Here is a 20270-nt window from a genome sequence, read left to right on the forward strand (position 1 = left end):
CATCTAATTAATTAAACTAAATAAGTATCGTTATGAAACTATATATAAAATCATTAGAAACATATTTAATTTTAATATGTTCTTTTATTACGGTTTGCGCTTCGGCACAACAAGATCCCGAATATACGCAGTATATGTATAACACTATGGCGGTAAATCCAGCGTATGCTGGATCTACCGGAACCATAGAAGCAGCACTTTTATATCGTTCTCAATGGGTAGGAATGCCAGGCGCTCCAGAAACACAATCTTTCTCCATTCATTCTCCACTTAGAAATGAAAAACTAGGAGTAGGTTTAAGCGTTGTAAATGATAAAATCGGACCTTCAAATGAACTGTATTTGGATGGAAATTTCTCTTATTCAATACCTCTTGGCTATGAACAAAGATTGGCTTTTGGTGTAAAAGCTGGTACTAGGATGTTAAACATCGATTGGTCTAAAGGAAGATACTACGATGATGATGATGTTTTGTTAAATCAGAATATTAACAATCAGATGAAACTAGCAGTTGGAGCAGGAGTTTACTATTATACAGAAAAATGGTATGTAGGATTTTCTATTCCGAGTTTTATTCAGAATGATTACTATGACGATGTTCAAGAGTCTATTAATTATGATCGTATGCATTACTATTTAATGGGAGGTTATGTTTTTGATTTGAATCCAAATTTGAAATTTAAACCAGCATTTTTAGTAAAAGCAGTGAGTGGTGCTCCACTTACAGCAGATATATCGGCAAATTTCATGATTCAGGAAAAGTTTGTTATAGGAGGAGCATATCGAACAGACGATTCGGTAAGCATATTAGCAGGTTTTCAAATTTCACCAAGTTTCTTTCTTGGATATGCTTTTGATTACACTGTAAGTCAATTGAACAAATACAATGATGGTTCTCACGAATTCATCTTGCGTTATCAATTTGTGCAAAAACAAAGTAAAATTAAATCTCCTCGATTCTTCTAAAAACAAAACTTATGAGAAAACTATATATCCTATGTTTAATTTTGAGCGTTACGTTTAGTTTCGCTCAAAAAACTAACTTAAAGAAAGCCGATGCTTTGTTTAGAAGCTTTTCTTATTCGGATGCTTCCAAAGCTTATGAAGAATGTTTGCAAAACATAAAAGATCCTTCAGCACAGACTTTGAAGAATGCAGCAGATTCCTATTATTTTATTTCTGATTCTAGAAATGCACTTAAATGGTACAGAAAGTTGTATGAAGTGCAAGGAAATAATCTGACTGATATTTACTATTTGCGTTACATCCAATCTATGAAAGCAGTTATGGATTATGATGAAGCAGATAAAATCACAAAAGAGTATTTAGATAAAAAAGGTGATAAAGCAGAGATTAACCGATACGTTGCCCAAAAGAAATATATGGATAGCGTAGCAAAGGCAAAACCTCTTTATACCATTAAAAATTTAGATATCAATACCAGTAAGTCAGATTTTGGAGCTACATTTTTTAAAGACAATGTCGTATTTACTTCGGCTCGTGATACTACAAAGTTTAGTGAAAAATTGTATACTTGGAACAATCAGCCTTTTCTTAACCTGTATATCGCAGAAAGAAATCCAGCAGATGGAAATTTATTCAATGAAACGGTTTTTCTTCCAAATGTAATGACCAAATATCACGAAGCAACGGCAAGTTTTGACAATCAGGGAAAAACAATTTATTATTCGACTAATATTGTAAAGAAAAACAAATTGGTTGTTGATGAAGCAAGAGTAAATAATTTCCAAATTGTAAAAGGATCTATTGTTAATAATAAACTGGAAAATCCAGAAAAAGTGTTTTTTGACAGCGATGATTACTCTGTTGGACACCCTTCACTAAGTGAAGATGGAAAATTGCTTTTCTTTGCTTCAGACATGCCAGGTGGACAAGGAGAAACCGATTTGTACATGGTAAAAATAGCGGCTGATGGAACAATGAGTTCACCTCAAAATCTAGGGCCAAATATTAATACGATAGGTAATGAAGTGTTCCCTTTCTTTCAAAACGGAGTTTTATATTTTTCATCTGATGGACACTACGGCTGGGGAGATTTGGATGTTTACGAAAGTAAGCTTCAGGCTGACGGAACTTTTTCAGTGCCAAAGAACCTTGGAGCGCCTATTAACAGCAACAAAGACGACTTTTCTTTTATAATTGACAAAACAGATGCTTATGGCTATTTCTCTTCAAATAGAGCAGGAGGAAAAGGAGACGACGATATGTATTCTTTTGTAAAAGGAAAACCAGTTTGCAACCAAAGTATTTCTGGAATGGCAATAGATCGAAAAACGAAAAAGCCTTTAACAGATGTTACAATAATGGCATACAACTCTTTTAGCGAAGTTTTAGGAGAAACCAAAACAAATTTTGATGGAAAATATGCTATCGAAGTTCCTTGTAACAAAGTAGTCAAAATGATTGCTGCAAAACCAAATTACAGCAGTGACGATAAAACTGTAGAAACAACAGATCAAAATGGTGGCGAAATAAAAGATGTGAATTTTGAATTAAGCAATTATGATGATTTGGTGGTTAAAAAACAAGGAGTTGAAAAAGTAGATGTAAACCCTATTTATTTTGACTACGACAAGTATGACATTACTCCAAAAGCGGTAGAAGAATTATCTAAGGTTGTTTTCATTATGCAGAAGTTTCCAAACATTAGAATCAAAATTGAATCTCATACCGATTCGCGAGGAAAAGATTCCTACAATTTGAAACTTTCAGACAATAGAGCAAAATCAACTCGAGATTATATCCTTTCGCAAGGCGTAGATGCTTCTAGAATTGAAAGTGCCATTGGGTATGGAGAAACCCGATTAATTAATAAATGTAAAAATGGTGTAAAATGTTCTGAAGAAGAGCATCTGTTAAATAGACGTTCAGACTTTATCATTATTCAAAAATAATTTTATATTTGCGCTGTAAAATGTTGATTTTCAGTTAAAAATATAAAACGTCGAAACCATTTGGAAGTTGGTTTTTTTTAATTCTTTTTTAAGAATAATGGACAAGGAGAAAATCAGGCTGCATGAATTTGCAGTCTGATTTTTGATTTCTAAAACTTTTATTTTTTCTGCATTGTAACAAAAATAAATTCTAATTTTGATATTCAGTTTTTCATTACAATAATCTGCAATATTTTACAATTTATGAGCATTCAAGAGACCATTCAAGCATTACGAAATGAACTTAATCAACACAACTATAATTACTATGTGTTAGACAATGCTACAATTTCAGATTATGATTTTGATATTAAACTAAAAGAACTTCAGGATTTAGAAGATAAACATCCAGAGTTTTTTGACGAAAACTCACCAACACAAAGAGTTGGTGGAGCTGTTACCAAAAATTTCAAAACAGTTGCGCATCAGTATAGAATGTATTCTTTGGATAATTCTTATTCTAAAGAAGACCTTTTGGATTGGGAAAACCGTATTCAGAAAGTTTTAGGAAATGTTAGTTTGCAATATACTTGCGAATTAAAATATGATGGAGCTTCAATAAGCATTACTTATGAAAACGGGAAATTAGTTCAGGCCTTAACACGTGGAGATGGTTTTCAAGGTGATGAGGTAACAACTAATATTAAAACAATCAAATCAGTTCCTTTGCATTTAAAAGGAAATTATCCAGATAAATTTGATATTCGAGGCGAAATAATTCTTCCATTTGCTGGTTTTGAAAAGATGAATCAGGAATTAATAGAGATTGGTGAAACACCTTATTCAAATCCAAGAAACACAGCTTCAGGAAGTTTGAAATTGCAAGACAGCGCTGAGGTTGCCAAACGTCCGCTGGAGTGTCTTCTTTATTTTGTAACAGGGAATAATTTGCCATTCAAGACTCAATATGAAGGATTGGAACTGGCTAGAAGCTGGGGTTTTAAAGTGCCTATGGAAGCAAAACTAGTCAACAGTATGGATGAGGTTTTTGACTTTATTAATCATTGGGATACTCACCGCCATAATTTACCTTATGAAACAGATGGAGTTGTGATAAAGGTCAATAGTATTCAGCATCAGGAAGAATTAGGTTATACAGCAAAATCACCACGTTGGGCAATTGCTTACAAATTCAAATCAGAACAAGTTTCAACTGTATTAAAATCAATTTCGTATCAAGTCGGAAGAACGGGAGCTATAACACCAGTGGCGAATTTGGAGCCTGTACAGCTTGCAGGAACAATTGTGAAAAGAGCTTCTCTTCATAATGCTGATCAGATAGAAAAATTAGACATCAGAATAAACGATACTGTTTTTGTTGAAAAAGGGGGAGAAATCATTCCAAAAATCATTGCAGTAGATTTAGAAAAACGTCCTGAAAATTCAGAACCAACCCATTATATTGCTTATTGTCCAGAATGCCACACCAAATTGGTTCGAAATGTTGGTGAAGCCAATCATTACTGTCCTAATTTTTATGGATGTCCTCCGCAGATTATTGGAAGAATCCAGCATTATATTTCAAGAAAAGCAATGGATATTGAAGGCCTTGGAGGCGAAACAGTTGCTTTGTTATTTAAGAATGGTTTAGTGCACAATTATGCTGATTTGTACGAATTGAAAGTAGAAGATATTCTGCATTTGGAAAGAATGGCTCAAAAATCAGCAGAAAACTTGGTAAATGGAGTTCAGAAATCAAAAGAAATTCCGTTTGAAAGTGTATTATTTGCTTTAGGAATTCGTTTTGTGGGAGAAACTGTAGCTAAAAAACTAGCTAAACATTATAAAAATATAGATGCTTTAGCCCAAGCTTCTTTAATGGATTTAGTTCTGGTTGATGAAATTGGAGAAAGAATTGCCAAAAGTGTGATTGAATTCTTCGAAAATGAAGAAAACCAAAAAATTATTGAACGTTTAAAAAGTTATGGAATTCAATTTGAAATTGAAGAAAAAATAAACCCAAATGCTACTGATAAATTTGTTGGAAAAACTTTTGTGGTTTCTGGCGTTTTTAGTCAATTTTCTAGAGACGAACTAAAGAAAGCCATCGAAGATAACGGAGGAAAAGTAGGAAGCTCAATTTCTGCAAAAACAGATTTTGTAGTGGCAGGAGATAATATGGGACCAGCAAAACTGGAAAAAGCAACAAAGCTAAACATCCCTATATTATCAGAAGAAGATTTTATAAACAAACTGAATGAAGCTTAATAAACCGTCATTAATTTTGTTCTTTTTTGCCTTGTTGTGTACAATTATTTTTGATTGGACTCAGCAAGAAGTTTTTGCGACATACTCAAAAGCGATTGTTCTTCCTGCTATTTTTATTTATTATTTAATTAGCAGTGAGTTCGAAATAAAAAAAACAGAAGGTGTCATTTTTCTCTTTTGTTTTGTTGGACAAGTTTATGATTTGATGGATGTAGAAAGTTCCGAATTAGGAGGAGTGCTTTGCTTTCTGGTGGTCTATAGCTTAATTGTTACCTTATTTATTAGAGAACATGAACGGATAAAACTAACTAAACGAGATATTTTGCCAATTTCTATTGTAGTTGTTTTTATAGTGTATTTATTGATTTCTGTTTTGAGTCTGCAGCTTGACAGTATGAGAAAATTTATTTGGATTTACACTGTATACGGAATCGTTCTCAGTATATTAAGCTATTTCTGTTTTGTAAGTTACATCACAAAAGGTACACATATAGCTTTACTAATGTCGCTCATGGCAATAAGCTACATCTTCTCTGATATCTTTTATATTTTTAATGAGTATTTCTCGTATTCGGTTGTTCTAGTCCTAATACGAGATACAACTCAAATTCTAGCTTATTTCTTTATGGTAGAATACTTTTTAGAAAAAGCTAGAATTCAAAGAAAGACTATACCACAATAGTAGCGCTTTGGTTTGTATGTGCTTTGTCTTTGTCAAAATAGAAATCGATACGGCCTAAATTAATTCCGTAGCATCCCACTTGATTTACCAGCACATCTTTCCCAGCCTTGTTCTTTACTATTGTAGGTTTATCCAAGAAAGTATGTGTGTGGCCTCCAATAATAAGATCTATATCCTGAGTTTGTGCAGCAAATGTCAAATCGCTTATTTTAGTTGGTTCATCTTTGTATTTGTAGCCTAAGTGTGAAAGACAAATTACTAAATCGCATTTTTGTTCTTGTTTTAAAAGTTTTGTCATATCCTGAGCAACTTCAACAGGATTATTATAAACCGTTTCTAAGTATAATTTTTTGTCTACTAAACCTTGAAGTTCAATTCCAACACCAAAAACACCAACTTTAATTCCGTTTTTGTTAAAGATTTTGTATGGTTTAACATGCCCGTCCATAACCGTGTTTTTGAAATCATAATTAGAATTGATAAAGTCGAAACTTGCATGCGGAAGCTGTGCGTATAAACCGTCAAGACCATTATCAAAATCGTGGTTTCCAATTGTTGAAGCATCGTATTTCATCATGCTCATGAGTTTAAATTCCAATTCGCCCCCATAATAATTAAAGTATGGTGTTCCTTGAAAAATATCTCCAGCATCTAGCAAAAGAACATTAGGATTTTCTCTACGGATAGTTTCAATCAAAGCCGCACGACGAGATACGCCACCTTTATTAGGATTACGCGGATCATCAGCAGGAAATGGGTCAATGTGGCTGTGCACATCATTCGTATGTAGAATTGTTAGATGCTTAATATCGTTACTTTCAAAACTGCTTAAAGACAATCCTAAACTTAATAGGGCAGTACTTGCTGCTGTTTTTTCGATAAACTCTCTTCTTTTCATTTTATATATTTTTTTGCCAGAGGCGCTATGTCGTTTTAATTTTTTTTAGCCACCAATTTCACGAATTAACATGAATTGGTTTTCAATCATTTAAAAATTTGTGCAAATTGGTGTAATTGCTTCGCCTGTTCGCTATCGCTCGAGTCGCGGCAAACTCTTTTATTCTTCTGTTATTCTGATATTTTTTGGAGCAACTACGGTGTCTACTTCTTTAAAATAATCAATCAAAACATCTCTAAGTTTGTAGTTTAAGTCAAACTTTTGAGTGCTTTTTGCAAAGAAAGTCATACTGTCTCCACCATTTGCTAAATAGTCATTTGTGGCAACATAATACGTTTTGTTTAGATCAAGCGGTTTCCCTTGAACCATTATATCTTTTGCCTTATTATCTTTTGTGATAGTAAATGTCATTCCAGACAAAGGCTGAGGTTTTTTCTCCTTAATAATATAGGCAGCAATTTCTAAGATCTGATCTCCTTTTAAGGCCATCACAACCAAACTATTTTCAAAAGGCATAATTTCAAAAGCCGTTCTAGTTGTAACATTCCCTTTAGGAAGAATAGCGCGAATACCGCCATGATTTAAAAGGCATATATCAATATCTTTCTTTTCACGAGCATTAAAAACAATGTTACCTCTTTGTACACAAACGTCTGCCATTAAACTTCCAATGCCAGTTTGCCATTTTCCTGTGCTTTTGTCAAGAGTTTCTGGGCAATAAGCCAATACGTTATCCAAATCCTGATTAATATGATCACGATAAGGTTTAATGAAGTTTTCAATTTCAGAAGTTTCTCCAGCTTTTTCGGTAACTGGAACTTGTTTTCCCTCAATTTTAGTTAGATTGTAGTTTTTTGTACTACAAGAAGAGATTGAAAAAAGTGTTAAGAATATAACAAAAAGTTTTAAAAATCCGTTATACTTTTTTAGTTTTACCATTTTAAATGCAACTTAAATAATTAATTTTGTAATCTGGTAAAAGTACTATGTTTTTGAATTATATAAAGGAGTTTTTTGTAAAAAAATCATTAAATGTTAATTTAAATAATGAAAAAAGCGAAGTATTTACTAAAAACGTTCAAACAATTGGTTTATTGATAGATGAGAACTCTTTTGAGTCTTCAGAAGCACTAATTCAAGAGCTAACACTTCATGGAATTGCTTTAGAAAATATAAAAGTTCTTGCCTACAGAGAAAAAACTAAGGAAAAAGAGAGCTATTCTCGCCCAACTTTTGGTAAAAAACACATCAATTGGAATGGCGAAATTACAGAAGGTTTTGTGAATGAATTTTTAGATTCAAAATTTGATCTTTTACTGAGTTATTACGATGTTGAAAATGTTTTTTTGATGTTGGCAACCAGCAAATCAAAAGCTAAATTTAAAGTCGGATTTTCTGCTGTAGATCAAAATCTGAATCGTTTGATGATTAATACGGGATTAGGAAACTATAAACTGTTCGTTTCAGAATTGTTTAGGTATTTAAAAAATATAAAATAAATTATAATTATTAATATGCAATCATTGATAGGAACTGGAGTTGCACTTGTAACGCCATTTAAAAAAGATTTTTCAGTTGACATTGAAGCTTTACAGCGAATTGTAAACTTCTCTATAGATGGAGGAGTGGAGTATCTTGTTGTGATGGGAACAACGGCAGAAAATGCAACCCTTACAGCAGAAGAGAAAGAATTGGTTATAAAGACTGTAATCGATGTGAATAAGGGAAGACTGCCTCTAGTTCTAGGAGTTGGAGGTAATAATACTATGCAGATTGTAGAAGAGTTAAAAACAAGAGATTTTTCTGCTTTTGAAGCGATATTATCTGTTTCTCCATATTATAATAAACCTACTCAGGAAGGAATTTATCAGCACTTTAAAGCAATTGCTGAAGCTTCTCCAATTCCTGTAATCCTATATAATGTTCCAGGAAGAACTGCAAGCAATATGCTTCCTTCAACAGTGGTGCGTTTGGCTAACGATTTTAAAAATGTTGTAGCAATTAAAGAAGCTGCTGGAGATATGGCTCAAGCAATGCAGATTATTAAAAATGCTCCAAAAGATTTCTTGGTGATTTCTGGAGATGATATGCTGGCGCTTCCAATCGTTTTAGCGGGTGGAGCAGGAGTTATTTCTGTAATTGGACAAGGTTTTCCTAAAGAATTTTCAGAAATGATTCGTTTAGGATTGAATAAAAAAGCCGCAGACGCTTTCAAAACACATTACTTTTTATCAGACAGCATTGATATGATTTTTGAGCAGGGAAATCCAGCCGGAATCAAACAAATCTTCCAAGCGCTTGGAATTGCTGAAAATAGTGTTCGTCTTCCTTTGGTTTCTGTTGATGATTCTCTAGCGGCAAGGCTTAATGAGTTTGTAAAAAACAGCATTAAATAATTGTTAAAGTGTTAGTATTTTAAGATACTAAAAAATTATTTTGCAGTAGCTAAATTAATAACTAAATTTGCCACCGAAACTTCGGTGCGATTTCACTTTGGCATAATTAATTGTCTGAGATTGTAATAACAGTAAGAAAATGAAAAAAACAGTATTGCTTTTAATTGTTGTAACTCTTTTTTATTCTTGTGGAGAATATCAAAAAGCGTTGAAAAATGAAGATGTTGCAGCAAAATTTGAAATGGCAACAAAAATGTATGATGCCGGTAAATACACAAAAGCGATTCGTCTTTTTGAGCAATTAGCCACTTCTTACCGAGGAAAACCTCAGGCAGAAAAGCTGTTTTATATGTTTTCACAATCGTATTACAAAACAAAACAATACTATTTAGCTGGTTATCAGTTTGAAGCGTTTGTTTCAGGTTATCCACGAAGTGAAAAAGTACAGGAAGCTGCTTTTTTAGGGGCATATAGCTACTCTAAATTATCGCCAGTTTACAGTTTAGATCAAGCTGATACCGTAAAAGCATTAGAAAAATTACAGGCTTTTATTGATAATTATCCAAACTCAGAATACATTCCTCAAGCAAACGAGGCTGTGCAAAAACTGAATGGAAAATTAGAGAAAAAAGCATATGAAAATGCTAAAGGATACAATACAATTTCAGATTATAAATCGGCAATAATAGCTTTTGATAACTTTATAGCTGATTTTCCTGGAACGCCTTTAAAAGAAGATGCGTTGTTTTATAAATACGATTCAGCATATCAATTGGCAATTAACAGTGTTCCTTCAAAAATGGAAGAGCGTCTGCATGTTGCGCAAACTGCTTATGCTAATCTATTGAAGTTTAAAAGCGATACAAAATACAAAGAAAAGGCAGACGAAATGAATGCCAGAGTTGAAACAGATTTACAAAAATTTACTAAATAAAATAAAGTCATGGATTTAAAAAAGACGAATGCTCCTGTAAACACAATAACTTACAACAAAACAGTTATTGAAGAGCCAACAGGAAATGTGTATGAGGCAATTACCATTATGGCTAAAAGAGCAAATCAAATTAATTCAGAGATTAAAAAAGAATTGACTGAAAAATTAGAAGAGTTTGCTACTTATAATGATAGTCTAGAAGAAGTTTTTGAAAATAAAGAGCAAATTGAAGTTTCTAAATTTTACGAAAAATTACCAAAACCACACGCTTTAGCTGTTCAAGAATGGTTAGACGGTAAAACTTACCACAGAAGTTCAAACAAATAATAGTACAATGTCAGTTTTAAACGGGAAAAAGATTTTACTGGGTGTTTCCGGTGGAATTGCAGCCTATAAAACAGCCACTTTAGTACGACTTTTTATAAAAGCAGGTGCACATGTCCAAGTGATCATGACACCTGCTTCTAAGGATTTTGTAACTCCACTTACATTATCTACCTTATCAAAAAATCCAGTACATTCAAGTTTTTTTAATCAAGATGATGAAGATGAGGTTTGGAACAATCATGTAGAATTGGCTCTTTGGGCAGATTTTATGCTGGTTGCGCCTGCTACTGCAAATACTTTGTCTAAAATGGCGACGGGAAATTGCGATAATCTTTTAATTGCTACCTATTTATCGGCAAAATGTCCAGTTTATTTTGCACCTGCAATGGACTTGGATATGTACAAGCATCCTTCAACTTTATCGAGTTTTACTGCATTAAAACAGTATGGAAACATTATGATTCCTGCTGAAAGCGGAGAATTGGCTAGCGGTTTATCTGGAGAAGGCCGAATGGCTGAACCTGAAAATATTGTTGCTTTTCTTGAAGCTGATTTAGAAAGTAAATTGCCGCTAAAAGGAAAAAAAATACTTGTTACTGCTGGTCCAACATACGAAGCGATAGATCCTGTGCGTTTTATTGGAAATCATTCTTCTGGTAAAATGGGGTTTGATATTGCCAATGAAGCAGCGAGCTTAGGAGCAGAAGTATTTTTGATTGCGGGTCCGACTCATTTAAAAGCTAAAAATAGTCTAATAAAAGTGGTCGATGTTGTTTCAGCTCAAGAAATGTATGATGCTTGTCATTTGTATTTTAATGAAGTTGATGCGGCAATTGCAGCTGCGGCTGTTGCAGACTACAGGCCTAAATTTGTTGCAGACCAGAAAATTAAGAAAACTACAGAAGAATTTTCAATAGAGCTGGAAAAGACAAAAGACATACTGTCTTCTTTGGGTGCCATCAAAAAAAATCAGTTTTTAATTGGATTTGCTTTAGAAACCGAAAATGAAATTGAAAATGCTAAGCTGAAAATTCAGAAAAAAAACTTAGATTTGATTGTTTTAAATTCCTTACAAGATAAAGGTGCCGGTTTTAAAAAAGAAACCAATAAAGTAATATTTATTGATAAAAATTTTGAAATGGAACCAATGGAATTGAAATCAAAAGAATCTGTAGCGGCTGATATTTTGAATAAGGTTATTCTGCATTTTTCAAAATCATCAATTTAAAATATATGCCGAAAGCATAATTTGGAAGCAATTTATGTTTGTAAAATTAAATATTTAGACGATTATGAATAAATTAGTTACGCTATTAGTGTTTTTAAGCTTTGGTTTTGTACAAGCTCAACAGCTAAATTGTACAGTAACTATCAATACAGAACGTCTGACAAATCCAAATAATCAGGTTTTTAAAACACTTCAGACATCTTTGGCTGAATTTGTAAATAAAACAGACTGGACAGGATCAGTTTTAAAACAAAACGAGAGAATAAACTGTTCGATGTATATTACTTTGTCATCAAATAGTTCAGATCAATTTACAGGAACCATTCAAGTTCAGTCTTCTAGGTTGATTTTTAATTCTACATATTCTTCTCCTGTTTTGAATTATAACGATAAAGATTTTAACTTTAGATATACAGAATACGAGCCATTGTTATTTAATCCTAACACTTATGATTCAAATTTAGTTTCTGTAATCTCTTTTTATTGTTATATGATTTTAGGTATGGATGCTGACACTTTTCAAATGGGTGCAGGAAATCCATATCTTCAAACTGCGCAAAATATTGCCAATGTGGCGCAACAAGGCGGATTTAAAGGGTGGAATCAATCAGACGGATTACAAAATCGTTATTATTTGATTAATGATATGATCGCGCCAACTTATAGCGATCTACGCCAAACAACTTATGCTTATCATACAGGATTGGATGCAATGACATTGGATCAAAAAGCTGCAAAAGAAAAAATAAAAAATGCTTTGCTGTTAATAGGAAAACTAAATTCAGTAAAACCAAATGCTTTTATAACTCGAGTTTTCTTTGACGCAAAATCAGATGAAATTGTTTCTATTTTTTCTGGCGGACCAAGTATTCCAATTACAGATTTAACGGATGTTTTGAATAAAGTTTCACCGTTAAACTCTACCAAATGGTCACAGATTAAATACTAATCTCGTTTCTCTTTTGACAATCTTTATATTTATCATTATAACTTTTATTTTTACCAAATCGCCCTATGATTACATCACTGTCAATTAAAAATTATGCTCTTATTGAAAAGCTAACCATAGATTTTTCTAAAGGTTTTTCTATAATAACAGGTGAGACAGGTGCAGGAAAATCGATTATTTTGGGAGCTATCGGTCTTGTTTTGGGAAAAAGAGCAGATCTTACTTCATTAAAAAATAAAGAAGAAAAATGTGTTATTGAAGCACAGTTTGAAATCGGAAAATACAATTTAAAAGATTTTTTTGAGGCTAATGATTTAGATTATGAAGATGAGACAATCATAAGAAGAGAAATTCTTCCTTCTGGTAAATCTCGTGCTTTTATAAACGATAGTCCTGTAAATCTTCAGGAATTGCAAGATTTAAGTTTGTATTTAATTGATATTCATTCGCAACAGCAAACTCAGGAGCTTTCTGATGAGAGCGTTCAGTTTAAGATTATAGATGCTATTGCGAATAATTCAGATGTAATCGCTGAATATCAAAAACTGCTGAAATCTTATAAATCAGATAAATCTAAGTTAAGCGCATTACTTAAAAAACAAAGTGATGCAAGCAAGGAACAAGAATACCATACATTTTTATTAAATGAATTGGTTTCAGCACAGTTAAAATCTGGAGAACAAGAAGAATTAGAAGCCGACTACGAAAAACTGAATAATGTTGAGATAATTAAGGAATCTCTAGATAAATCTTTGGCAATTGCCAATGAAGAACAATTTGGCGTTTTTCATAATTTGAATGAAATCAAAAATGCATTGCAAAAAGTAGCTCCTTTTTCGCCAGAATATCAAAATCTATTCGAAAGAATTACAAGTTTGACAATTGAGTTTGATGATATTTCTAAAGAATTGGAAAACTGTTCAGAGAAATTATTAAATGATCCGGCTCAGTTAGAATTGATAAATCAAAAATTACAGCTGATTTATAATTTGCAGAAAAAACATCAGGTGAGTTCTGTAGATGATCTTCTTCAAATCCAATCAGATTTAGGGAACTCTTTATTAGAATTGGATAATATGGATGAAGAGATTGCTTCTTTGTCTAAAATTATCGAAGAAAAAGCATCAGAATTGGATAATTATGCTTCTAAAATACATGAAAACAGAGTTAATGCAATCCCGAATCTATCAGCACAATTGGTTGCTATTTTAGAAACATTAGGAATGCCGAATGCTCGTTTTAATATTGAATTGCAACCTTCTGAAACCTATTTCCAAAATGGAAAAGACGAATTGCAATTTTTATTCTCTGCCAATAAAGGAACTGATTTTGGTTTGCTGAAAAAAGTAGCTTCAGGAGGGGAGATGTCTCGTATTATGTTGGCTGTGAAAGCGATTTTGGCTAAATATTCAAAATTGCCAACCTTAATTTTTGATGAAATTGATACGGGAGTTTCTGGAGAAATTGCAATTAGAATGGGAGAGATTATGAAAGAAATGAGCACAACGATGCAGATATTTGCTATTACTCATTTGCCTCAAATTGCAGCAAAAGGAGATTCGCACTTCAAAGTTTCTAAAGCTACAGTTGGAAATGATACCCAGTCAGAATTACGATTATTGTCTCATGAAGAAAGAATTACAGAAATAGCTCAAATGCTTTCAGGAGCAAATATTTCTGATTCAGCTTTGAATCATGCAAAAGAATTATTGAATTAAAAGATAAAAATGGAAAGTCTGAGTTTTTACGAAAATCAGTTTATTAAAGCAGATTCGTTAATTTCTGAAGGGAATTCGGCAGATGCAAAGGAATTGCTGGAAGAAATCTTATCGCAATATCCTGATTTTGGAAAAGCACATAATCATCTGGGATGGATTTATTATAACAAGCTAAGTGATTACGAAAGAGGAATCTATCACTATAAATTGGCTATGAAATTTGATCCTAAATATCCTGCTCCATACTTAAATTATACTTATCTGCTAATTGATATTGGGAGATATGCCGAAGCAAAAGAGCATATTGATTTTGCATTAGCAAATCTAGAAAATGCTGATAACTCTTCTTATAACAGTGAATTAGGAAGAATGGCGGAATACGAAAACCAATATATTGTGGCTTATGGGTATTATAAAGAAGCTGTGAAAAATGCATTAAACCCAAATTTTATTGACAATATGAAGGCTAATATGAAAAGGGTTAAGGATAAAATGTCTATTTTTGAAAAATTAAAACTGAAATTGAAATAATACAAAAAAAATAATTGCAAGATGATTATAGAACCTAGAATGAGAGGATTTATTTGTTTGACTGCCCACCCAACGGGAGCTGAACAAAATGTAAAAAATCAAATCGAATACGTAAAATCTAAAGGAGAAATTGCTGGAGCTAAAAAAGTTTTGGTAATCGGTGCTTCTACAGGTTTCGGATTAGCTTCAAGAATTACTAGTGCTTTTGGTTCTGGTGCATCAACAATTGGAGTGTTTTTTGAAAAACCGCCAGTTGAAGGAAAAACTGCGTCTCCAGGATGGTACAATTCAGCGGCATTTGAAAAAGAAGCTCACAAAGCAGGTTTATATGCAAAAAGCATTAACGGAGATGCATTCTCAAATGAAATAAAAAGAGAAACTTTAGATTTAATTAAAGCTGATTTAGGTCAAGTAGATCTTGTAATTTATAGTTTAGCGTCTCCAGTGCGTACAAATCCAAATACAGGCGTTACGCACCGTTCAGTTTTAAAACCAATTGGACAGACGTTTACAAACAAAACAGTTGATTTTCATACAGGAAAAGTTTCTGATGTTTCAATTACTCCTGCAAATGAGGAAGATATTGAAAATACAGTTGCTGTTATGGGTGGAGAAGACTGGGCAATGTGGATTGAAGCTTTAAAAGCTGAAAATTTATTAGCTGAAGGAGCTACAACAGTTGCTTATTCTTATATTGGGCCAGCATTGACTGAAGCGGTTTACCGTAAAGGCACAATCGGTCGTGCTAAAGATCATTTAGAGGCTACTGCATTTACTATCGGTGATTCTTTAAAATCTATTGGAGGAAAAGCGTATGTTTCTGTAAATAAAGCTTTGGTTACACAAGCAAGTTCTGCAATTCCAGTAATTCCGTTATATATTTCTCTTTTATACAAAATCATGAAAGAAGAAGGGATTCACGAAGGTTGTATCGAGCAAATTCAGCGTTTGTTCCAAGATAGATTATACACTGGTTCTGAAGTTCCTGTTGATGAAAAAGGAAGAATCAGAATTGACGACTGGGAAATGCGTGAAGATGTTCAGGAAAAAGTGGCTAAACTTTGGTTAGAAGCTACAACTGAAACATTGCCAGAAATTGGTGATTTAGCAGGATACAGAAATGATTTCTTAAACTTATTCGGATTTGAAGTTCCAGGTGTTGATTACAACGCAGACACTAACGAAGTTGTTGAGATTGAAAGCATCAAATAATACTAGTTTACTTAGTAAATCGAAAAACCATCAGCCAAAAGTTGATGGTTTTTTTGTGAATATACCATATCTTTGTTAAAATTTTACAACACTAAAAATATACCCTTTAATAACGCGCATTCTGCTATGATTTTTTCTTTAATTATACCCGTGTATAATCGTCCAGATGAAGTTGATGAGCTTTTGGAAAGTCTCTCAAAATCTGATTATAATGAAGCTTTTGAAATTGTTCTTGTCGAAGATGGATCTTCAGTGCCATGTCGAGATGTGGTGATGAATTATCAAGGAAAATTAAATATTTCATATTATTTTAAAGAAAACTCAGGTCCGGGAGATTCTCGAAATTTCGGAATGCAGAGGGCTAGAGGAGATTATTTTATCATTTTTGATTCAGATTGTATCATTCCATCACAATATTTGACAGAAGTTCGCAAAGAATTAGATGCAAATTATGTAGACTGTTTTGGCGGTCCAGACAAAGCGCTTGATAGTTTTTCGGATATTCAAAAAGCAATCAATTTTGCTATGACTTCCTTTTTGACAACAGGTGGAATTAGAGGCGGTTCTGAGAAAATCAATAAGTTTCAGCCGCGTAGTTTTAATATGGGAATTTCTAAAAAAGCTTTTGAAGCTTCAAAAGGTTTTGGAAATATCCATCCAGGAGAAGATCCAGATTTATCGATCCGTTTATGGAATCTTGGATTTGAAACAAGATTGTTTAAAGAGGCTTATGTGTATCATAAAAGAAGAATCGACTGGGAGAAATTTTCAGTTCAGGTTAATAAATTTGGTATCGCAAGACCAATTTTAAATAGTTGGTATCCAGAGCATAATAAATTGACTTTTTTCTTTCCGACATTTTTTATACTTGGATTATTATTAGCTTTTTTATTGTTAATTTTTAATATCGATATTTTATTACAATTATATTTTGTATATTTCGTTATAATTTTTCTTACATCAAGTATTCAAAACAAAAGTGTCAAAATTGGGTACTTATCTGTAATAGCAGTGTGGAAACAGTTTTATGGTTACGGAACAGGATTTTTAAAATCATATGTGAAAGTGATTTTGTTAAAGAAAAAACCTCAAGAAGCTTTTCCGCGTATGTTTTTTAAATTATAAGAATGGCAAAAGTTATTGGTCTTACAGGAGGAATTGGCAGCGGAAAAACTACCGTTGCAAACTATTTTCAAGAAATGGGTGTTCCTGTTTACATTGCTGATGACGGCGCTAAAAGGGTAATGCAGTCAAAAAATATTCTTGCAGAATTAAAATCTGCTTTTGGTGGCAATATTTTTGATGGTGATATTTTAAATCGTGCCAAATTAGCACAGATAGTTTTTAATGACAAAGAGCAATTGGCAAAATTGAATGCAATTGTACACCCAGCAGTAAAATTGGATTTTGAAGAATGGGTGAAAGAACATAAAAATCAAGATTATGTAATTTATGAAGCCGCTATTTTATTTGAAAGCGGCCGATATAAAGATTGTGATGTAATTATAACCGTTACAGCTCCAGAAGAAGTGAGAATTGATCGTGTTATAAAACGAGATAAAACTACCCGAGAACAAGTTGTGAGTAGAATGAAAATGCAGTGGAATGATGAAAAACGAATTTCTAAGAGCAATTTCGTGATTAATAACAATAATCTTAAAAATGCTAAAGAAGAAGTTGTTAAAATTCTTAAAATTTTAAATATAAAACAAAAACAGTCTTAAATGTTAATATTTGGTTAATGTATTATTTAGTATATTGTTAAAATATTAATTTTGTTTCGATGAATAAATTATTTTTTAGAATACTTGTTTTATTGATGAGTCTGTCCTTGATAGGGATAATTCTGGTACAAGTGTTTTGGTTCAATTCTTCGTTCAAAAATAATGAAGAGCAATTTAAATACCACGTTACTCAAGTAATTGGAAATGTTGCAGATAAGCTGGAACAACAAGAAGAGTACAGTTTTTACGACAAATACAACCGTATTAAAGACAGTACGGGGAAAATTCCAAAAAAAGAAGATTTACTAGAAGTACTTTATGTACAGAGAAACACAAAAACGAATAAAACTATTGTTTATTCCAATACCTTGACATCTGAAGATTACGATATCAGTGGTTCGGTTTTTAACAAAAAATTCAGCAGTGAACGTTTTAAAAATTTTAGTTCTAAAAGAGTAACAGAAGTTTATAATAACAATAACGGAATTGATAATAATAATTTAGGGCAGAGTATTATTCCTGATCTTAAAATTGAAAAATCAGGAAGTTTAGACATATTAAACAAAGTTCAGCAACAGATTCAGTATAAAGATATTGCTTCTTTGACTCCAATTGAAGGAAGGATAACAAAAGATAAGCTTTTTAAATTATTGAAGAAAGAGCTGGAGGAATACGGTGTAAAAACCAAATTTGAATTCGGAATATACAGTAGTGGTAATCCGACAAAGATAAAATCCGACGGATTTCATTATGATAAAGAAGCTACGTACAATATTCCAATTTATACCGATAATGAAGGAAATAGCAGATACGAACTATCAGTTACATTTCCTCACAAAAAGAAGTTCTTATTATCCGAGTTATTAAGTATTACTATCTTATCGATAGTCTTTACATTAATTATAATTGTTGCTTACACGAGTGCATTAAATCAGCTTTTGCGTCAGAAACATATTTCTGAAATTAAAACAGATTTTATAAACAACATGACGCATGAGTTTAAAACACCAATAGCTACAATAAATTTAGCATTAGATGCAATAAGAAGTCCGAAGGTTATTGAAGATAAAGAAAAGGTTTATCGATATCTTCAAATGATTCGGGATGAAAATAAGAGAATGCATGCTCAAGTCGAAAATGTATTGCGTATTTCTAAACTAGAGAAAAGAGAGCTTGACATTACAAAAGAGCCTACTGTAGTTACAGATATTATTGACGATGCAATCGAACATGTGAATCTGATATTGGAAGACCGACAAGGGACAGTAGAAAAGCATTATAATGCAGCCAGAACAACAGTTTTGATAAATGAAGTTCATTTTACAAACGTATTGGTTAATATTTTAGAAAATGCAATCAAATATTCTCCAGATGCACCTAAGATTGAAATTTTTACAGAAAATGTGAAAGACATGATTCTGATAAAAGTAAAAGATCATGGTTTGGGAATGAGTAAGATAGCTCAGAAACGAGTTTTTGAGAAGTTTTACAGAGAGCATACCGGTGACCTTCATAACGTAAAAGGGCATGGTTTAGGATTGGCATATGTAAAGAGAATAGTAGAGGATCACAATGGTCAAGTATATGTAGAAAGCGAAAAAGGAAAAGGTAGCACCTTTATAATAAAAATACCATTAATAAATTAAAATATGGAAAATACTAACAAAAGAATACTTTTAGTAGAAGATGACCTAAATTTTGGGGCGGTTCTTAAAGATTATCTAATGTTAAATGACTTTGAAGTTACTTTAGCTAAAAACGGTATGGAAGGTTTCGAGAAATTCAAGAAGGACGTATATGATTTATGCATTCTGGATGTAATGATGCCTTATAAAGATGGTTACACTTTGGCCAAAGAAATTAGAGAGAAGAACAGTGAAGTGCCAATTATATTCTTAACAGCAAAATCTATGAAAGAGGATGTGTTAAAAGGATACAAAGCAGGTGCTGATGACTATTTAAATAAACCTTTTGATTCTGAAGTTCTTTTAATGAAAATTAAAGCAATCATTCAAAGAAAATCAGCAGATACAAAAGCAGAACAAGTACAGTTTGAATTTAATATTGGTAAATTCCACTTAAATTCAAAATTGAGATTCTTGACTTATCAAGATGAAGAGCCGATTAAATTGTCTCCAAAAGAAAATGAATTGCTTAAAATGCTTATTCTTCATGAAAATGATTTAATGCCAAGAGAATTAGCTTTAACAAAAATCTGGAGAGACGATAACTACTTTACTTCAAGAAGTATGGACGTTTACATTGCTAAATTGAGAAAATACTTAAAAGCAGATGAAGATGTTGAAATCTTAAACATTCACGGAGAAGGTTTCAGATTAGTAGTAAAAAGCAAAGTTTCTGAATAATTAAAGTTCATTTATATAAAATATAAGCTCTGAGAAATCAGAGCTTTTTTATTGCTCCAAAATGAAATGTTTTTATTAATCTAATTATTTGATTGTTAAAGTTATATGCTAGTTTTGCTTGTTGTGTTATTTCTGGTTTTAAAA

19 protein-coding genes are annotated in these 20270 nt (G+C 32.4%); 17 read left to right on the plus strand and 2 right to left on the minus strand.

Annotated elements, in window-relative coordinates; genetic code table 11:
- Positions 1-32 precede the first annotated feature (32 nt).
- The 4 genes from ACNRYB_RS13295 to ACNRYB_RS13310 all read left to right on the plus strand — a co-directional run bounded on the left by ACNRYB_RS13295 (position 33) and on the right by ACNRYB_RS13310 (position 5843).
- Positions 33-965, plus strand: coding sequence for a PorP/SprF family type IX secretion system membrane protein (locus ACNRYB_RS13295; RefSeq protein ID WP_129749122.1), 933 nt, complete (start codon positions 33-35; stop codon positions 963-965).
- A gap of 11 nt (positions 966-976) precedes the next feature.
- Complete coding sequence (locus tag ACNRYB_RS13300) at positions 977-2914, plus strand: OmpA family protein (protein WP_473727532.1); 1938 nt, start codon at positions 977-979, stop codon at positions 2912-2914.
- Positions 2915-3157: 243 nt separating this feature from the next.
- Entirely contained in the window at positions 3158-5161 is a 2004-nt protein-coding gene (ligA, locus tag ACNRYB_RS13305; protein WP_473727533.1) for an NAD-dependent DNA ligase LigA, read from the plus strand.
- Entirely contained in the window at positions 5151-5843 is a 693-nt protein-coding gene (locus ACNRYB_RS13310; protein ID WP_129749119.1) for a hypothetical protein, read from the plus strand. Before ligA ends, ACNRYB_RS13310 begins: the two co-directional genes overlap by 11 nt.
- Here ACNRYB_RS13310 and ACNRYB_RS13315 read toward each other — a convergent pair.
- Entirely contained in the window at positions 5830-6741 is a 912-nt protein-coding gene (locus ACNRYB_RS13315) for a bifunctional metallophosphatase/5'-nucleotidase (protein ID WP_473727534.1), read from the minus strand. The genes ACNRYB_RS13310 and ACNRYB_RS13315 overlap by 14 nt on opposite strands.
- Positions 6742-6900: 159 nt before the next feature.
- Entirely contained in the window at positions 6901-7680 is a 780-nt protein-coding gene (locus tag ACNRYB_RS13320) for a 5'-nucleotidase C-terminal domain-containing protein (protein WP_473727535.1), read from the minus strand.
- 47 nt (positions 7681-7727) lie between these two features.
- Here ACNRYB_RS13320 and ACNRYB_RS13325 point away from each other — a divergent pair, with 47 nt between their 5' ends.
- From ACNRYB_RS13325 to ACNRYB_RS13385, 13 genes are all read left to right on the plus strand, one after another.
- Positions 7728-8240: a DUF6913 domain-containing protein gene (locus ACNRYB_RS13325; RefSeq protein ID WP_473727536.1), complete on the plus strand. Its 513-nt coding sequence runs from the start codon at positions 7728-7730 to the stop codon at positions 8238-8240.
- Between the two features lie 15 nt (positions 8241-8255).
- Positions 8256-9137, plus strand: a complete 882-nt coding sequence (dapA, locus tag ACNRYB_RS13330; protein ID WP_473727537.1) for a 4-hydroxy-tetrahydrodipicolinate synthase — start codon at positions 8256-8258, stop codon at positions 9135-9137.
- Between the two features lie 139 nt (positions 9138-9276).
- Positions 9277-10071, plus strand: a complete 795-nt coding sequence (locus ACNRYB_RS13335) for an outer membrane protein assembly factor BamD (protein ID WP_129749114.1) — start codon at positions 9277-9279, stop codon at positions 10069-10071.
- A gap of 9 nt (positions 10072-10080) precedes the next feature.
- A complete protein-coding gene (locus ACNRYB_RS13340; RefSeq protein WP_008463064.1) occupies positions 10081-10398 on the plus strand; it encodes a DNA-directed RNA polymerase subunit omega in 318 nt (105 codons plus the stop codon).
- Positions 10399-10405: 7 nt separating this feature from the next.
- Positions 10406-11626, plus strand: coding sequence for a bifunctional phosphopantothenoylcysteine decarboxylase/phosphopantothenate--cysteine ligase CoaBC (coaBC, locus tag ACNRYB_RS13345; protein ID WP_473727538.1), 1221 nt, complete (start codon positions 10406-10408; stop codon positions 11624-11626).
- 64 nt (positions 11627-11690) lie between these two features.
- Positions 11691-12575 carry a type IX secretion system protein PorD gene (porD, locus tag ACNRYB_RS13350; protein ID WP_129749112.1) on the plus strand — a complete coding sequence of 295 codons (885 nt, stop codon included), beginning with the start codon at positions 11691-11693 and terminating at the stop codon, positions 12573-12575.
- Between the two features lie 65 nt (positions 12576-12640).
- Positions 12641-14293 (plus strand): DNA repair protein RecN, encoded by a 1653-nt coding sequence (recN, locus tag ACNRYB_RS13355; RefSeq protein WP_473727539.1) that lies wholly within the window; start codon positions 12641-12643, stop codon positions 14291-14293.
- Positions 14294-14302: 9 nt separating this feature from the next.
- Positions 14303-14824 (plus strand): tetratricopeptide repeat protein, encoded by a 522-nt coding sequence (locus tag ACNRYB_RS13360; protein WP_129749110.1) that lies wholly within the window; start codon positions 14303-14305, stop codon positions 14822-14824.
- Between the two features lie 21 nt (positions 14825-14845).
- Positions 14846-16036, plus strand: a complete 1191-nt coding sequence (gene fabV, locus ACNRYB_RS13365; protein ID WP_129749109.1) for an enoyl-ACP reductase FabV — start codon at positions 14846-14848, stop codon at positions 16034-16036.
- A gap of 126 nt (positions 16037-16162) precedes the next feature.
- Positions 16163-17161, plus strand: coding sequence for a glycosyltransferase family 2 protein (locus ACNRYB_RS13370; protein WP_129749108.1), 999 nt, complete (start codon positions 16163-16165; stop codon positions 17159-17161).
- A 2-nt stretch (positions 17162-17163) separates the two neighbouring features.
- Positions 17164-17760, plus strand: a complete 597-nt coding sequence (coaE, locus tag ACNRYB_RS13375; protein ID WP_129749107.1) for a dephospho-CoA kinase — start codon at positions 17164-17166, stop codon at positions 17758-17760.
- A 59-nt stretch (positions 17761-17819) separates the two neighbouring features.
- The gene (locus ACNRYB_RS13380) at positions 17820-19406 is read left to right on the plus strand and encodes a sensor histidine kinase (protein WP_129749106.1); all 1587 of its coding nucleotides are present in this window, start codon (positions 17820-17822) and stop codon (positions 19404-19406) included.
- Positions 19407-19409: 3 nt separating this feature from the next.
- Positions 19410-20126: a response regulator transcription factor gene (locus ACNRYB_RS13385; RefSeq protein WP_091496987.1), complete on the plus strand. Its 717-nt coding sequence runs from the start codon at positions 19410-19412 to the stop codon at positions 20124-20126.
- Positions 20127-20270: the final 144 nt, after the last annotated feature.

It is taken from the genome of Flavobacterium sp. CR10, assembly GCF_055814415.1.

Coding starts and splice junctions, on each gene's coding strand:
- ACNRYB_RS13295 (WP_129749122.1), top strand. CDS start 33: ATGAAACTATATATAAAATCATTAGAAACATATTTAATTTTAATATGT.
- ACNRYB_RS13300 (WP_473727532.1), top strand. CDS start 977: ATGAGAAAACTATATATCCTATGTTTAATTTTGAGCGTTACGTTTAGT.
- ligA (WP_473727533.1), top strand. CDS start 3,158: ATGAGCATTCAAGAGACCATTCAAGCATTACGAAATGAACTTAATCAA.
- ACNRYB_RS13310 (WP_129749119.1), top strand. CDS start 5,151: ATGAAGCTTAATAAACCGTCATTAATTTTGTTCTTTTTTGCCTTGTTG.
- ACNRYB_RS13315 (WP_473727534.1), bottom strand. CDS start 6,741: ATGAAAAGAAGAGAGTTTATCGAAAAAACAGCAGCAAGTACTGCCCTA.
- ACNRYB_RS13320 (WP_473727535.1), bottom strand. CDS start 7,680: ATGGTAAAACTAAAAAAGTATAACGGATTTTTAAAACTTTTTGTTATA.
- ACNRYB_RS13325 (WP_473727536.1), top strand. CDS start 7,728: ATGTTTTTGAATTATATAAAGGAGTTTTTTGTAAAAAAATCATTAAAT.
- dapA (WP_473727537.1), top strand. CDS start 8,256: ATGCAATCATTGATAGGAACTGGAGTTGCACTTGTAACGCCATTTAAA.
- ACNRYB_RS13335 (WP_129749114.1), top strand. CDS start 9,277: ATGAAAAAAACAGTATTGCTTTTAATTGTTGTAACTCTTTTTTATTCT.
- ACNRYB_RS13340 (WP_008463064.1), top strand. CDS start 10,081: ATGGATTTAAAAAAGACGAATGCTCCTGTAAACACAATAACTTACAAC.
- coaBC (WP_473727538.1), top strand. CDS start 10,406: ATGTCAGTTTTAAACGGGAAAAAGATTTTACTGGGTGTTTCCGGTGGA.
- porD (WP_129749112.1), top strand. CDS start 11,691: ATGAATAAATTAGTTACGCTATTAGTGTTTTTAAGCTTTGGTTTTGTA.
- recN (WP_473727539.1), top strand. CDS start 12,641: ATGATTACATCACTGTCAATTAAAAATTATGCTCTTATTGAAAAGCTA.
- ACNRYB_RS13360 (WP_129749110.1), top strand. CDS start 14,303: ATGGAAAGTCTGAGTTTTTACGAAAATCAGTTTATTAAAGCAGATTCG.
- fabV (WP_129749109.1), top strand. CDS start 14,846: ATGATTATAGAACCTAGAATGAGAGGATTTATTTGTTTGACTGCCCAC.
- ACNRYB_RS13370 (WP_129749108.1), top strand. CDS start 16,163: ATGATTTTTTCTTTAATTATACCCGTGTATAATCGTCCAGATGAAGTT.
- coaE (WP_129749107.1), top strand. CDS start 17,164: ATGGCAAAAGTTATTGGTCTTACAGGAGGAATTGGCAGCGGAAAAACT.
- ACNRYB_RS13380 (WP_129749106.1), top strand. CDS start 17,820: ATGAATAAATTATTTTTTAGAATACTTGTTTTATTGATGAGTCTGTCC.
- ACNRYB_RS13385 (WP_091496987.1), top strand. CDS start 19,410: ATGGAAAATACTAACAAAAGAATACTTTTAGTAGAAGATGACCTAAAT.